Annotated in this window: 12 protein-coding genes; 6 read left to right on the top strand and 6 right to left on the bottom strand. The window is 60.8% G+C overall.

Features of this window, described 5'->3' with window-relative positions:
• Window positions 1-7: 7 nt before the first annotated feature.
• The gene (locus tag DyAD56_RS13145) at window positions 8-982 is read right to left on the bottom strand and encodes an AraC family transcriptional regulator (protein ID WP_158241334.1); all 975 of its coding nucleotides are present in this window, start codon (window positions 980-982) and stop codon (window positions 8-10) included.
• 140 nt (window positions 983-1,122) lie between these two features.
• Here DyAD56_RS13145 and DyAD56_RS13140 point away from each other — a divergent pair, with 140 nt between their 5' ends.
• Together DyAD56_RS13140 and DyAD56_RS13135 are read left to right on the top strand one after the other, a co-directional pair.
• Window positions 1,123-1,827, top strand: a complete 705-nt coding sequence (locus DyAD56_RS13140; protein ID WP_102303223.1) for an alpha/beta hydrolase — start codon at window positions 1,123-1,125, stop codon at window positions 1,825-1,827.
• A 266-nt stretch (window positions 1,828-2,093) separates the two neighbouring features.
• Window positions 2,094-3,440, top strand: coding sequence for a helix-turn-helix domain-containing protein (locus tag DyAD56_RS13135; protein ID WP_102303222.1), 1,347 nt, complete (start codon window positions 2,094-2,096; stop codon window positions 3,438-3,440).
• A gap of 53 nt (window positions 3,441-3,493) precedes the next feature.
• Here DyAD56_RS13135 and DyAD56_RS13130 read toward each other — a convergent pair whose 3' ends face one another.
• The gene (locus tag DyAD56_RS13130; RefSeq protein ID WP_102303247.1) at window positions 3,494-5,134 is read right to left on the bottom strand and encodes a long-chain-fatty-acid--CoA ligase; all 1,641 of its coding nucleotides are present in this window, start codon (window positions 5,132-5,134) and stop codon (window positions 3,494-3,496) included.
• 322 nt (window positions 5,135-5,456) lie between these two features.
• On the opposite strand from DyAD56_RS13130, the gene DyAD56_RS13125 reads away from it, so the two are divergent.
• Both DyAD56_RS13125 and DyAD56_RS13120 read left to right on the top strand, forming a co-directional pair.
• On the top strand, window positions 5,457-7,808 hold the full coding sequence (locus DyAD56_RS13125; RefSeq protein ID WP_158241333.1) for a TonB-dependent receptor: 2,352 nt from the start codon (window positions 5,457-5,459) through the stop codon (window positions 7,806-7,808).
• A 61-nt stretch (window positions 7,809-7,869) separates the two neighbouring features.
• A complete protein-coding gene (locus DyAD56_RS13120) occupies window positions 7,870-9,249 on the top strand; it encodes a hypothetical protein (protein WP_146010503.1) in 1,380 nt (459 codons plus the stop codon).
• A gap of 187 nt (window positions 9,250-9,436) precedes the next feature.
• Here the strand turns inward: DyAD56_RS13120 and dcp are convergent, their stop codons facing one another.
• From dcp to bioD, 3 genes are all read right to left on the bottom strand, one after another.
• A complete protein-coding gene (gene dcp, locus DyAD56_RS13115) occupies window positions 9,437-11,644 on the bottom strand; it encodes a peptidyl-dipeptidase Dcp (RefSeq protein ID WP_102303219.1) in 2,208 nt (735 codons plus the stop codon).
• 128 nt (window positions 11,645-11,772) lie between these two features.
• Window positions 11,773-12,123: a hypothetical protein gene (locus DyAD56_RS13110; protein ID WP_102303218.1), complete on the bottom strand. Its 351-nt coding sequence runs from the start codon at window positions 12,121-12,123 to the stop codon at window positions 11,773-11,775.
• A gap of 52 nt (window positions 12,124-12,175) precedes the next feature.
• A complete protein-coding gene (gene bioD / locus DyAD56_RS13105; protein WP_102303217.1) occupies window positions 12,176-12,847 on the bottom strand; it encodes a dethiobiotin synthase in 672 nt (223 codons plus the stop codon).
• Window positions 12,848-12,988: 141 nt separating this feature from the next.
• Between bioD and DyAD56_RS13100 the strand changes: the two genes are divergently transcribed.
• On the top strand, window positions 12,989-13,483 hold the full coding sequence (locus DyAD56_RS13100; protein WP_102303216.1) for a GAF domain-containing protein: 495 nt from the start codon (window positions 12,989-12,991) through the stop codon (window positions 13,481-13,483).
• Window positions 13,484-13,514: 31 nt separating this feature from the next.
• On the opposite strand, the gene yihA is transcribed toward DyAD56_RS13100, so the two are convergent.
• The gene (gene yihA / locus DyAD56_RS13095) at window positions 13,515-14,150 is read right to left on the bottom strand and encodes a ribosome biogenesis GTP-binding protein YihA/YsxC (protein ID WP_102303215.1); all 636 of its coding nucleotides are present in this window, start codon (window positions 14,148-14,150) and stop codon (window positions 13,515-13,517) included.
• A gap of 110 nt (window positions 14,151-14,260) precedes the next feature.
• On the opposite strand from yihA, the gene DyAD56_RS13090 reads away from it, so the two are divergent.
• Window positions 14,261-15,028: a c-type cytochrome gene (locus DyAD56_RS13090; RefSeq protein ID WP_199178964.1), complete on the top strand. Its 768-nt coding sequence runs from the start codon at window positions 14,261-14,263 to the stop codon at window positions 15,026-15,028.
• Window positions 15,029-15,252: the final 224 nt, after the last annotated feature.

Here is a 15,252-nt window from a genome sequence, read left to right as displayed (position 1 = left end):
TTGTCCCTCACCCGACAGCCATCGCAAGCGTTCCTCTGGGCTGACTACGGCGCAACGTGTGGACTGGTGACTCGCCGAATACTTCCCGGTAATAGGCGCTGAACCTTGCAAGATGCAGAAAGCCGTTAGCAAGTGCGACCTCGGTCACCGATGTCGTAGCCTTCGGTGCGAGCAAGGTTTCACGCGCCTTACCGACGCGCACCCTTCTAAGGAATTCACTCGGCGAGCAATCATGCACGGCGCGAAATCCCAGCTCCAGGGTGCGCAGGCTGACGCCAAGCTCCGCGGCTATCTTGCTTGGTGTCTGATGGAGTTCTCCGTCGCGCATCAAACGCTCCGCCTCGCGAACCAATCGCGGTGGAAGCCCTTTCTGCGGGCGACGCAAGTCGTCACTGTAGTTGTGCGGATGCTGGGAGAGCACCAGCGAGATGATGAATTCGTCCAGGTTGGCGATCGCCGATGCGGGAAGCAGCAAACCGCTGCGCGCGTAGCTCACGATCAAACCAACGGCCTGGCCCCAGGCTTGTTCCAGTGCCGCAGAGAAAGGATTCAAGTCGAACCGTAACGGGCGATCAAGCGCTGGCACGTTCAACCAGGAACTGCATAGCGCTTCAACCCGCTCGATGTCGAGACGAACTGATTGCTGCGCGAAGCGGCTATCGAACGCCAGCCGCGTCGCGAGTCCTGGCGACAACGGAACGGTCTGGCCGCGTCGCAATTCGGCACGGAGCGAGCCCTGTTCCACAGCGCCGCCACCATCGAGGCACGTCTGCATCAGCATGAGGCGCGGGAAGGTCCCGGCATCAATGCGGACCGAGCGTCCGTAATGCAATTTGACGACCGGCTGCGGTGCCCGCCGGATCAGGTCCAATCCAGCGGCGTCCGCACGGGCACCACCCAAGGTCATTATTGAATGTGCGCAGTAGATGCCGGCAACGACGGATTGCACCTCTTCGAGGTCGTCGGTCTGGAGATGCGTCACAGGGGGCTTCTCCATCAACCGATCAAGTCGTTGCGGAAACTGGATAGTACTGCGAAAAGTGGATATTGGCCGCGTGGCCCCGCGAGCAATCTGTACCCGTCCGCTCTCCACCAGAGCGCAATCACAGACGGGAGGCTCACATGAACACTGCAACGAACAACCAGGCGTCCATCGTTCTCATTCACGGCGGCTTTGTCGACGGCTCCGGCTGGCAGGGTGTCTACCAGCAGCTCAAGAGCCGTGGCTATGACGTGACCGTAGTGCAGAACCCGACGACCTCGCTGGCCGAGGATGTGGCATTCACCAAGCGCGTGATCGCAGGACAGAAGGCGCCAGTCATCCTGGTCGGCCACTCCTACGGTGGCGTGGTGGTTACCGAGGCCGGCAACGATCCCAAGGTGGCCGGACTGGTCTATATCACCGCGTTTGCCCCGGATGCCGGCGAGTCCGTGGCGTCGCTGATCGCGAACCCGCCGCCGGGTGCGCCAGTGCCCCCGATTCTGCCGCCCCAGGACGGTTTTCTATTGCTGGACAACGAGAAGTTCCAGGCCAGCTTCGCTGCGGATGTCGACACCCAGACCGCCCGCTTCATGGCTGACTCGCAAGTGCCGTGGGGTCTCGCGGCCCTCCAGGGCGCGGTGACCACCCCTGCGTGGAAGTCCAAGCCAAGCTGGTATCTGGTTGCGGGCGATGACCAAATGATCCCGCCGCCCGCCCAGCGCGACATGGCCCGGCGCGCCGGCGCCACCGTCAAGGAAGTTGGGGGAAGCCACGCCGTCTACGTATCCAACCCAGGCGCGGTGGCCCAATGGATCGAACAGGCTGCGATAGCCGTTGGCAAGTAACGGGGCGCTGCCGCTACGCAAGGGTCGACGTTTCGTCGGCCCTTGGTCTTGGCCGGGGATTGGATCCTTGGCGTATAGCCACCCATCGGAGCGGGCCCCGATCGCACGATCGAGTCCCGTGAATAGTCAGCTCATCTTGCTGCGGCGCAACAGACAGCGTCTATTGCAGCGCAAATTGACTCCCCAAAAGGATGTCCATAGCTTCGAGCCCGTACGTCGAACCCGGCGGCCATCGCTGCAACGACCAGAACGTGGATCGCGAGTAAATGTCCATCGATCTACAAGAAATGGAACTGGCCCATAGCTCCGCCGACGCGTACAGGGTCAGCGGCATCGATGCCATTCGCCATAGCCTGTCGGAAATCTATGGTTTCGACGCCGTACGAATTGATCCCCTCTGCCGCGTGAAGAATGTTTCCTCGGAAAGACGCGGTCGCGAGTTCGGCCATATAGGGTATAGCCATACCCACTACGACGCGCCGGTCAAAGTTCATGTGAGCCCCGATATTGGGGAAACCTTCTTTATCAAGTTCGCATCGGCGAACAACACCTTTCAACTCGGCACCGAGTCATCCAGGGTCGGATCAGGCATCGTCGTACCGGTTCAACAAATCGCCGGGCACGAAGGCCTCGCCTACGAGAACGTCCATATCAGCAAGCAGAAATTGTTGGATTTCTGTTCCCGCTGGATAGGCCGTTCACTCGATTTGCCACCGATCTTCAAAGGACAGCCGTTCTCTCATGAGTTGAGCGCGCTGTGGGCGGCGGTAACGATGAGCATGGACTCGCTTATGCACGTCAGCGCCGTCCCCGAACTGATGAAAAGCAATCTGACGGACTACGCCATTTCGTTGTTGATGCAAATGCATCCGCACACCTACAGCGACGCATTCATGGCGATGCAGCTTCTATCGCGTGCACAGGTGAACCGAGCCAAGGGTTTCATCGTTGAGCAGGCTCACGCTGACATCACCAGTGAAGACGTGGCCGCCTATTTGGATTGCAGCACCGCCTCGCTCAATCGCAGCTTTCTTCAGTTCGAGGGAGTGACTCCCCGCCAGATGTTGTACCGCGAGCGGTTGGAACGGGCCCGCGATGAACTCAGGTCTGGTGACGCCCCACAGCCGGACGAAACCTGGATCCGGGACCGCGGCTTCGTCAACACGTCCGGATTTCGCCTTGAGTACCATCGGCGATTCGGCGAGCACCCCGAAGAAACGTCACCTGATGGCAACTTCCTGTCGCCAACGGCTCGCCGAAGCCGGGCTACTCACCACCGCACGCTTTCAAACGAGGGTATCCACCGGCTACTTACCTTCATCCAGCAGCGGTTATCGGAAAAAATTAGCTTGGAAGGGCTAGCCGCGCAGGCCGGGGTGTCCAAGCAGGATCTCATCGCGGCGTTTAAGCATCACCTCAGCATGACGCCACTCCAATGCGTGATCGCTGAGCGCGTCAGTCTGGCCAGGCACCGGCTCGAAACGACGGACCAATCACTCGTCGCCATCGCCATTGACGCAGGCTTCAACAGCCAAAGCCACATGGCAACCGTCTTCAAAGAAGAAACCGGCATGAGCCCCGGTCAGTATCGCAAGCACCACCAATCAACCTAGCTGGCACTACTCGCTCCATCCTTCCGCGCATCCTCCGCCGTGGAGAGGCGATTTCATTGCGTGCGCTCCTGCTCCAGCTGAGCACGCAATGCTTTCTTGTCAATTTTGCCGACGCTGGTCAGCGGCAGTCGCTCAAGGACCACGCACCGATCCGGCAAGGCGTAACGGCTGATCGCGCCACTCTCCACATGCGGGGCCAAATACGCGCGCAACGTTTCCGTATCGATGGATGCGCCCTCCTTGGGCACGATGAATGCCGCCGGTCGCTCACCCCAGCGAGCATCAACAATGCCAACGTAGGCGACAGCGGCAATGTTGGGATGCTTAGCGATCAGCATCTCCATCGTCACCGATGAGATCCATTCCCCACCCGTTTTGATCACATCTTTCAATCGGTCGCGTATCTCAACGCACCCGTCCGAGGTGATGCTCGCCATATCTTGAGTGTGAAGCCACCCACCACTCCAAAGTTGCCGAGACGCCGCAACATCTCCCCGGTAGGCCGATGTCAGCCACGGTGCGCGCGCCACCAACTCTCCACAAGCGTCGCCGTCCGCCGGCAACGTCGTCATGGCCTCGTCGACGATGCGAAGCTGCACCAAGGGCACCGGATGACCCGCACTACACAAGCTCTCTTCCCTCGCATCGGCTGCTTCTGCGAAGGAAAAGGCAATGGACAATACGGGTGCGGTTTCTGACATGCCGTATCCCGTCACTGCCGTGATTCCGCACGCAGCGGCTCTGCGGTGGAGGTCTCGGGAGAGCGCCGAGCCACCCACGAGAACTGTCCAGGGCTGTTCCACATGGTCCTCCGACGAGAAGGCGTCCAGAATCATGGTCAGTACCGTTGGCACACAGTGCGAGAAACTGACGCCCTCTTCTCTGCGTAGCTTGAGCAATCGCGCAGCTTCGTAACGCCCTGGATACACTTGTTTCAACCCGAGCACGGTCGCAATAAATGGGATACCCCATGCATGCACGTGAAACATCGGCGTGATTGGCATATACACATCACCGCGGCGCAGACCCTGGCCAGCGGGCTGTGTGCCTAGCGCACCCATCACGGCCAATGTGTGCAGTACGAGCTGACGATGACTGAATCCTACCGCCTTGGGTTGTCCGGTGGTGCCCGTTGTGTGGAAGGTCGTGGCTTGCGCTAGTTCGTCCACATCTTGAAACGGATAGTCATTCGGATAGCGAGCGATCAACTCCTCGTACTCGCCAAGCGGCTCCAGCCGGGATGTGCATGAGGGCTGATCGCGCATGAAAACCAATGGAACGATCGGCGACAGGCGCGGCGCAATCTGAGCCACCAACGGTTCGAAGTCACTATGAAAAAGCAGCACGCTCGGACCGGCGCTCTCCAACGTATAAGCCATCTGTTCCAGCGATAGCCGAACGTTGACGGTATGCAGCACAGCGCCGAGCATCGGAATGGCAAAATAGCATTCCAAATACCGGTGACTGTCCCAGTCCATCACCGAGACGACATCTCCCGGGCCAACGCCCAGCGCGGTCAGCGCGTGCGCCAACTGGTGCACCCGTGCGCCGAACGAAGGATAGTCGAACCGCTGACCGTCACTCCCTACGAGCACCTCATCGCTATGCGTATCGAGCGCAGAGCGAAAGAGCTGGCCGATATGCAAAGGGTATGCGTGATGTTCGCTATGGGCCGGTGGATAACGTAGGGGCATGGTCACATGACCTTCGCAGTAGAAGAGCGTAGCCCGCCGCCCCGGTTCCAAGGGGCGGCCAGTGATCTCGGGTGCCCCATCACAATCGAATTGCCCAAAAGCCCTATTCCAAAATAATCGGATTTTTTTGGAATTCTTGGCGACCGCTGGTCCTGCAGACTGATCGTGAAAACGTGAAGGCTCGGCCGATCCAAGTCCGCCCAAGTTCCATCCGGGCGAATTTTTCGCAGCGTCATGATATCGATACCAATCGGTCGCCGCGTATCACCACCGGTTTGTGCCCTTCTCTATCTGCAACGAGATGTTGACCGAGGGGACGCAAATGAAACGAATGGCACAGCAGCAGCTCTATCGCTCGTTGGCACTGGTGCTGGCCGGCGCCGGGCTCGGCATACAAGGACTGCATGCGCAGGACACATCGAGCCCGCCATCGTCCGCGTCCTCTCCCGGCACCTCCTCAGCTTCCACTTCGGGTTCGCCTAAGGCCACTAACCCCACGACCAAGCCGACTGAGCTGCAAGCCGTGGTGGTGACCGCCACCAAGCGTGAGGAGTCGGTCGAAAAGATTCCCGCCACGATCAACGCGATCACGGCCGACGACTTGGACAAGCGTGGCACGCAGAACATCAACGATATCGTCAAACTGGTGCCCGGCATTTCGGTCACCTCAGCTGGTAATGGTGATCAACGCATCACGGTTCGGGGCATATCCAGCGAAGCCAACACCAATCCCACCACGGGCTTGCTATTCGATGATCTCTCACTGACCGATTACTACGCGCCGCGCCTGAGTGTCGATCCCAATCCCTTCGACATGCAGGACGTCGAGGTACTCAAAGGCCCTCAAGGCACTTTGTATGGTGCGGCAGCTTTGAACGGCGCGGTGCGCTATGTCCCAAATCAGCCGGAGTTCGGGCAGTGGGGCGGCAAATACTATCTCCAGTACGGCGCTGTTGACGGAGGTAGTAACGCCTTTGGTGGCGGCGCCGCACTGAACTTGCCGCTCGATAAGAGCAACCGCCTGGCGCTTCGCGTGGTGGCCTATGATCAGGCGCTTCCGGGCTACATCGACAACACCCAACTCAACCGCAAAGACAGCGAGCGCGGACGCCAAACGGGTGGCCGCGCGATTCTGGCGTGGAAGCCGATCGACCCGCTGAATATTCAACTGATGTTCGCCAATCAGGAAAACAAGCGTGATGACGATGGCCTTGCGGACAATCGCAACGGCGACCTGGTCAATAGCGTCAGTCCAAGGCTTAGCCCCAACAGTCAACGCTTCAATCTGGCGTCGTTAAAAGTGGACTACGACTTCGGCAAGTTCAAACTGATCTCTGAAAGCGGATACGTACGCAAGGATCTCGATCAGGTGAACGAGGGATCCAACGCGGTGGTCGCCGGGGGCATCTATCCGATCGCCAATACCATCGACCAAAGCCGTTCCAGTACCGCTAGCCAGGAGATCCGTTTGGTATCCAACAACCCGGATTCACCCTGGAACTGGGTGGCGGGTATCTATGGCATGCGCCAACAGATTCGGGGCGAGGACGTACTCGCGCTGGGTTCGCCGAGCCTGCCAGTGCCGACCACTGTGGGGTTGCTCAACCAAGTGTTGCCGGATCTCGGTAACGCCTGGTATCTCTTTGGCCAACCCGATTACGTCAACATCCAAATGAACATCAAGGTACGCGAGGAAGCCGCGTTCTTCGATGTTAGCCGCGACCTTGGTGATGGGTTCAACTTCGGCCTGGGAGGGCGCTTCTATCGTGCCTTTTCAGGCGGCTGGGTGAACAACACTGGCCTGCTGGTAGACATAAGCGGCCATCCCCAAGGGCTATTGAATCAGGGCACCGTTCACAACGATGGTTTCAATCCGAAAGCTGCGTTGAGTTGGAACATCAATGACAACGCGATGCTTTACACGTCCGTCTCCAAGGGCTATCGCGTAGGCGGTTTGCAATGGGGAACGGCGGGTCTGTTCTCTGTCGCGCCCGTCCCGAACCAGTTCAAAACGGACACTATCTGGAATTACGAATTCGGCCTGCGTAGCCAGTGGCTTGATCGCACGCTTTCGTTCGATGCCACCGCCTTCTATGAGAACTGGAAAAATCCGCAGGTACTGGTGTTCGTTGCGGATGGCTTGAGCTCGTACATCGACAACGTAGGTCGCGTTGTCAGCAAAGGCGTGGAGCTTTCATCCGCCTACTTGCCGCGATCCGTGCCGGGGCTCAGCTTCCACCTGTCGGCCACCTACGATAGCGCCCGCACCAAGCAACCCTTCGAAGTCTCCACGGGCCAGATCGAGCCCTCGGGTACGCCGTGGCCTTTGTCGCCGAAGTGGCAGACAGCAGCCACCGCCGACTATCAGCATAGTCTGGGTAGCAGCTGGTACATCGGCGGCTACCTTAGCCAGGCCTTCATTGGGCGCACCAGCTACGGCATCAACCAGCCCGATTCCATCTATGGCTATAGCGAGTACGACGCGCAAATTCGTTTGGGAACATCCTCATTGCCGACGTACCCCGAGTTCTCGCTAACGGTCACCAATCTCACCAACAAGCACGGAATCACCTCCTCCTACTCCGGCTTCGCCGACGTTGGTGGCGTGCCCTGGCATGACGTGAACTACATGCAACCGCGCACGTTCATGCTTCGCGTAACCGGGAGTTTCTGATGCGAAGGCATGGCTCGTCATCGTTTAGCGCCGTTCAAATGGCTATATGGAGCACTAAGTTATGACCGGATTGGAACGTTTAGTGAGGGGCTTAAGCCTCACACTCAGTGTGGCCTTCGTCGTCATGCTTGCGGGCTGCTCGCGCACGAAGCTGAGTGCGGACCAACAAGCGCTGGTGCAAGCCGCTCAACGGGCCGGTGCACAGGATGTCACTGGCGCACCCTTGGATGACGGCGGCATGCGATTGAACGGAGAGCTCGATGGTCGCGCGTTCTCGCTGGCTATCCCGTGGCGCTGGAACAAACAGGCCGTGTTGTTTGCGAACGGATACAGCCCTCCAGGTACTCGCAATAACATCGAAATCACCGACAACCCGCTGAAGGGTGATGACTTCGGGGTCTATCGAATTCCTTATTCACAAGGTTTCGCCGTTGGACTGAGCGCCTACGATAAAGCGGGCATAGGCGTGCAGACCGGCATTGAGAACACCCATCGGTTGAACCAATTCTTGACTCGGTTCGGAAGCACGCGTGCTTATTTGATTGGTGCTTCCATGGGCGGCAACATTACTGAGGGCCTGATCGAGCGGTATCCCGCCGACTTCTCGGGTGCCTTGGCCGCATGTGGTGTGGTGGACAGTTGGCCGGGGGAAATTGGCCATCTTATCGATCTGCGTGCCGCCTATAACTACTTCACGCATGGCACGGCCTATAGCCTCCCCGGTGATCAGCGCATCGATCATTCGGCACTATCCACCTGGACATCGCCAGCGTTCAAATCGGTAACGCCGCTTTACACGTTGATGCAGTTGAAGCGACTGGCCGCCCCCATCGTCAAATTATTCGCGGCAGCGCAGGCGAACCCTACCGGCCCTGAGCAACGCATGATCGATAACATCGCGGCTGCCACGGGTGCAGAGAAGGACTTGGGTTCTTTTCTTCAACCGATTGTGACCGTCAGTTATGGCATGGACGATATAGAAACAACCTTTGGCGGGTCGATCTACGACAACACGGCTAAGGTCTACTCCAGTCCCTATCTGAGCGTCGACGAAACCCATGCATTGAACCGGGACATCCAGCGGATCCGTGCCGACCCACGCGCTCTCGCATATGCCACCGAATGGCACAAGGCGACGGGCAAGTTCAATACCAAATTGATCTCTATCTACAACTCCGTCGATCCGTTAGTGCCGAGCGAGTTAGAAGAGAGCGCGTTGCTGAAGGCCGTGCACGACAGCGGCAATGATCCGAACCTGGTTCAAGAAGCCTTGCCCCCCATGCGTGTGCCGCAGCAACCGTTCACCGACGCCAAAGGCTATGCGCACTGTGGTTTTACGCCGGATCAGATCGCGACTGCGTGGGGCGAGCTACGCCATTGGGTGGAATCCAATCAGCGTCCTGGCGGTGGGCCCGATGCCGGTGAAAGTGCGGGGCACTAAAGATACCCCTGGGCTAAGGTTGCCTAGCCCCGGATTGAGGAAAGCAGATCAAGAAGGGCAGCACAAAGTGTCGTGTGCTTACTCGTGACGATGATCTGCATCTGGTCCACACGCGGGCTCCATGGCTCGCTCGCAATAAAAAGGGCCGGCATAGCCGGCCCTTTTCCTTTTCAGCACATGGCCGCAATTACTTCTTCTGCGGCGCTTCCTTGAGGCCACGGTTCAGCAGCATCGGCTCGATGCTCGGATCCTTGCCGCGCCACTTCTTGTACAGGGTGGCCAGATCCTGCGTGTTGCCCTGCGAGAGAATCATCGCGCGGAAGCGATCGCCGTTCTCGCGGGTCAGGCCGCCCTTGTCTTCGAAGCCCTGGAAGGCATCGTCAGCCAGCATTTCCGTCCACAGGTAGGCGTAGTAACCGGCAGCGTAGCCGTTGCCCCAGATGTGCTGGAAGTAGCTGGAACGGTAGCGCGGCGGCACGTAGCTCAGGTTGATCTTGGCCTTGGTGAGCGCGTCCATCTCGAACTTGTCCGGATCCTGCTTCGGCGTATCGGCCGACAGGCTGTGCCAGCTCATGTCGAGCAGCGCGGCACCGACCAGCTCGGTCATGTCGTAACCCTTGTTGAAGGTCTTGGACTTCTTGAGCTTGTCGACCAGCTCCTGCGGCATCGGCTCGCCGGTCTTATAGTTCTTCGCGTAGTTGGCGAAGATCTTCGGATCGCTGGCCCAGTGCTCGTTGAACTGCGACGGGAATTCCACGAAGTCACGAGCGGTCGCGGTGCCCGACAGGCTCGGGTACTGCGAGTTGGCGAACATGCCGTGCAGGCCATGGCCGAACTCATGGAACATGGTGATCACGTCGTCCGACGACAGCAGGGCCGGCTGGCCCGGCGCGGGCTTGGTGAAGTTGGCGACGTTGAACACTACCGGCTTGGTGTCCAGCAGCTTGGACTGGTCGACCAGGTTGCTCATCCACGCGCCGCCGTTCTTGTTGTCGCGCTTGAAGTAGTCGCAATAGAACAGCGCCATGGAGGTGCCGTCCTTGTCGAACACTTCGAACACGCGCACGTCAGGCTGCCAGACGGGGATGTCCTTGCGCTCCTTGAAGGTCAGGCCGTAGAGCTGGTTGGCGGCATAGAACACGCCGTTCTGCAGTACATTGTCCAGTTCGAAGTACTGCTTGACCTGCGATTCATCGAGGTCGTACTTGGCCTTGCGCACCTGCTCGGAGTAGTGCTCCCAGTCCCATGCCTCGACCTTGAAGCCACCCTTCTGCTGGTCGATCACGTCCTGGATGTCCTTGGCTTCCTTCTCGGCGCGAGCGGTGGCGGCGGGAGCCAACTTGTCCATGAAGCCGATCGCCGCTTCAGGCGTCTTCGCCATCTGGTCTTCCAGCTTCCACGCGGCGTAGTTCGGATAACCCAGCAGCTTGGCCTGTTCGGCGCGGATCTGGGCGATGCGGGCGATCAGGTCACGCGTGTCGTTGGCGTCGCTGTGCTCCGCGCGATCCCACGAGTTCTTGAACAGCTGTTCGCGCGTGGCGCGATCATTGATGTTCTCCAACGCCGGCTGCTGCGTGGTGTTCTGCAGCGTGACCGCCCACTTGCCGTCGAGCTTGCGGGCCTTGGCGGCTTCAGCAGCGGCGGCAACGTCGCCCTCGGACATGCCATCGAGCTTGCTCTTGTCGTCCACCACCAGCGCACCGGCCTTGGTTGCAGCCAGCAGCTTGTTGGTGAACTGGGTGCTCAGGCTGGACTCTTCCTTGTTGAGGTCCTTGAGCTTGGCCTTGTCGGCCTCGGACAGCTTGGCGCCGCCGCGCACGAAATTCTTGTAGGTCACTTCGACCAGGCGCTTGGATTCCGGATCAAGCTTGAGCGAATCACGCTGGTTGTAGATGGTCTCGATGCGCGCGAACAGCTTGTCGTTCATCACGATAGCGTCCTGGTGCTCGGCGAACTTCGGCGCCTCGTCTTCCTGCACCTTTTGTAGCGTGTCGTCGGTGTTGGCGCCGCTGACGGCGTTGAATGCCTGCATCACGCGGGTCAGCAACCGGCCCGACTTCTCCATCGGGACGAAGGTGTTCTCGAAGGTCGGCGCATCCGGGTTGTCGGCGATCTTCTGGATCTCCACCAGGTGCTGCTTCATACCTTCTTCGAAGGCGGGCTGGTAGTCACCGTCCTTGATCTTGTCGAACGGCGGCGCCTGGAACGGCAGCGTGCTCTGCTCCAGGAACGGATTGACCGCACTGACTTCAGGAGCGGGAGCAGCCGTGGAGGCCTTGGCCGGCGCCGTGCTCGCCGGTGCGGGCGCGGGCTGCTGTGCCTGCTCGTTCGACTGCTGCGAGCAGGCGGCGAGCGCGATGGTGGTGGCTATGACTAGAGTGCGGAGACGAAGCATCGGGGTTCCCCATGGAAACGTGACAAACGAACCCTGAGACTAACCATACGCCGGCTCGGGTGCCAAGGGCTGGAAGTACTGGACACCGCACCGCGGCGGGCGCGACGCAACATGTGACGCCGGGGCGATCAGGCCTTGCGCATATCCCGCAACTGCCAACTGTTGCCAATCAGCAAGTTGAGCCGGTGCCGCACGATGCTCATGGGGAGGTCGGTGATCAGGTCCATGTCCGTGCGCAGGTCGGCGACCCGTGCGCTCGCGGTGGCTTGCGGATCGACCGCTCCAAGCGAGGGGTCCACGTCATCCGGCTCATCCTGCATGGCGCGCCAGCGCTCGAACAATCCCGGCGTGCGCATCGCGTTTTGCACTGCAGCAGCAAGATCGTTCGGGCCGGCACCGTCGTAGCTGAGTGCCGGCACCGGTCCGCGTGCCTGCGCGAGATCGGCGATGGAGAGGTAGTAGTGGCTGCGCGTGCTCATGGGTGCCTCCTGCGATGTCGACACGTGCATCCCAGCACGCGCCGCGTGAACGTCATTCCAAGATCAGCGACAGATCCAGATGAGCCGCCGCGTCGTGCGGCGCTACGCCATGCGGAAGTATGCCCAGGCACGGCGCGGGCAGATGATGGCGCAGGGTTTCGATGTTCTCGTCCACGGCTTCCATCGCCGGATCGATGCGGTTGCCGATCCAACCCACTAGCCGGCAACCGTCCGTGGCGATAGCCCGGGCGGACAACAAAGCATGATTGAGGCAACCCAGCCGCAGACCGACGACCAGCACCACCGGCAATTGCCACTGACGGGCAATGTCCGAGGCCAGCAAGCTGCGTGACAGCGGCACCAACCAGCCACCCACGCCTTCGACGAGCACCGCATCGTGCATGCCGCGCAGGCGTTCGAAAGCCTCGTACAGCGGGGCAAGTCGGATCTCTACGCCTTCGCGCGCCGCGGCCAGATTCGGCGACAACGGTTCGCGCAGCGCCACCGGATTCACCCATTCGTAGGGCATGGGTGCGCCGCCCGCAGCAATCAGCGCCAACGCATCATCGTTGCGCAACCCGTCCGGTGTTTCCACGCAGCCACTGGCCACGGGTTTCATGCCGCACGCGTGTATGCCACGCGCATGTAGCGCATGCAGCAGCGCGCAGGTCGCATGGGTCTTGCCGACGCCAGTGTCGGTGCCTGCAATAAACAAAGTCGACATGAGCTTTCCCCTGATGGCGGAGCCTGGCACTGCCGTGCCGACGGCGCCTCACCGGCGCATAATACGTCCTTTGTGCTCGACCGCCCGCGCCTCGCGCCCCTGACGCCAGCGACGCCGGACGACTCAAGAGGATCCGATCCCATGTATGAAGTGAAGACGCAGGCCTACGCCAGCAAACGCGAACAGTACGAAGACCTGTGCAGCCAGGCCCGCGGCCTGATCGAAGGCGAGCCGGACATGATCGCCAATGCGGCGAATTTCTCCGCACTCATCTATCACAGCGTTCCCGATCTCAACTGGTGCGGTTTCTATCTCTACGACGGCACCGAGTTGGTGGTGGGGCCGTTCCAGGGCAAGCCGGCCTGCATCCGCATCGCGCTGGGTCGCGGTGTGTGCGGAACCGCCGCGCAAACGCTTGAAACGCAGGTCGTGCGCGACGTCCACGACTTCGACGGGCACATTGCCTGCGATGCCGCGTCCCAATCGGAGATCGTTGTGCCGCTGGTGCGTGGTGATGGCAGCCTGTTCGGCGTGTGGGATGTGGATAGCCCGTCCGTGGCCCGCTTCGACGACGAAGATCGCGCGGGCATGGAAGCGCTGTGCGCCATCTTCATGGACGCGCTCGACAAGCGCTGAGAGCGCAGCGCCGGCCATGCCGGCGCATGCCTTATTGCCGCGGCATGTTGAGCAGACGCATCACCATGTCGCGTGCTTCCTCCACGCCGGTCCGTGCCTGCGAGGAAAAGACCTGAGCCGTCGCCTGTATGCCGCCAGCGGCGAACTCCTTGCGCAGCGCCGCCAGCGCCTGTGCGGCCTGGTTCCGCGACAATTTGTCCGCCTTGGTCAGCAACAGGTGGCAAGGCAGGTGCGTGGCGAAGCAGAAGTCCAGCATCATCCGGTCGAAGTCCTTGAGCGGATGGCGAATATCGGCGATCAACACCACACCGCGCAGGCTGCGGCGCTGGTGCAGGTAAGCATCGATCTCCTTCTTCCAATGCTCGCGCAGGGCTTCGGGCACCTTGGCGTAGCCATAGCCGGGCAGGTCAATTAGTCGCGCCTGCAGCGCAGGCACGCCTTCACCCTGGGCCAACGGAGGCAGCGAAAACGCCACCATCTGCTGCGTGCGACCGGGTGTTTTCGAAGTGCGCGCAAGCCCGCGATGCGCGGTCAAGGTATTGAGCGCACTGGACTTGCCGGCGTTGGAGCGACCGGCGAACGCGACTTCGGCGCCATCGTCACTCGGAAGCTGCGAAATTTGGTGGGCGGCCAGTACAAACTGGGCTCCCTGCAATGGATTGGACATGGTTTGACCAGGTAAGGTGGCGCAGAGATAATCCGGGAGTTTCTGCCAGTTGCGGACGTGCTGGCCAGCGCGGACCGTGCAGCCACAGCAGTATTTCGGGAGACAAGTGTATGAGTTTTCGGCCTGCCGGTTTCCGGCCCGCTGTAGTTCGTTATGCCGTAGCCCTCGTTTTTGCGTTGTCTTCCGGAGCGATCTTCGCCCAGGAAGCCAAGAATCCCGCCCCGGCGGCCACCTCCGCCACCCCTGCTGCCGCCGAACAAGCCGCCAAGCCGGCCGAAGCCACTGCCGCCGTGAAACCGGGTGACGTCACCGCCGGCCAGGGTAAAGCCGCTGTCTGCGGCGCCTGCCACGGCATGGACGGCAACTCGACCGACCCCCAGTACCCCAAGCTCGCCGGCCAGAGTGAGGCGTACATCGTCCACCAGCTCGCTAGCTTCAAGTCTGGCAAGCGCCAGAACCCGATCATGCTCGGCATGGCCACACCGCTGTCCGAGCAGGACATGCATGACATTGGTGCTTACTTCGCCAGCAAGAGCGCGCTCCCGGGCGTGGCCGACCAGGCGCTGGTCGAGCGCGGCCAGCAGCTCTATCGCCAGGGCGACACCAGCAAGGGCGTACCGGCCTGCATGGCGTGCCACAGCATTGATGGCCGCGGCAACCCGGGCGCGATGTACCCGCAGCTCACCAGCCAGCACGCGCAGTACATCGAGGCCACGCTGAAGGCCTGGCACGACGGCACTGTCTGGGGCGAGGACGCCCACGCGCAGATCATGCCGGGCATTGCCAAGAAGCTGGACGAGAAGGACATCGCCGCTGTCGCCAGTTATGTCGAAGGCCTGCACGCCGCCGAAGGCGCGGGCCCTTCCGCCGCCAAGTAAACGCCCCCGACACGCCGGCCGTTGGCCGGCGTGTCCGTTACAAGCCAAGTGAAAGTATTGAGGATCACCATGCTGAAGCGTCTGTCGTTCATGTGTACCGCCCTGCTCGCGCTCGCCGCCTGCAGCAACAACAACGACAACGCTAGCCAGGCCCCGCAGCCGGCGCCGGCAGCCACTGCGCCAGCCGCGCAGCCACCGGCGGCTTCCTCGGCCGCCACTCCGGC

This window comes from Dyella sp. AD56 (genome assembly GCF_002878475.1).
Taxonomy (GTDB): Bacteria; Pseudomonadota; Gammaproteobacteria; order Xanthomonadales; family Rhodanobacteraceae; genus Dyella.
Note: the sequence above shows the minus strand (reverse complement) of the source record. Positions and strands in the feature narration are given on the sequence as shown.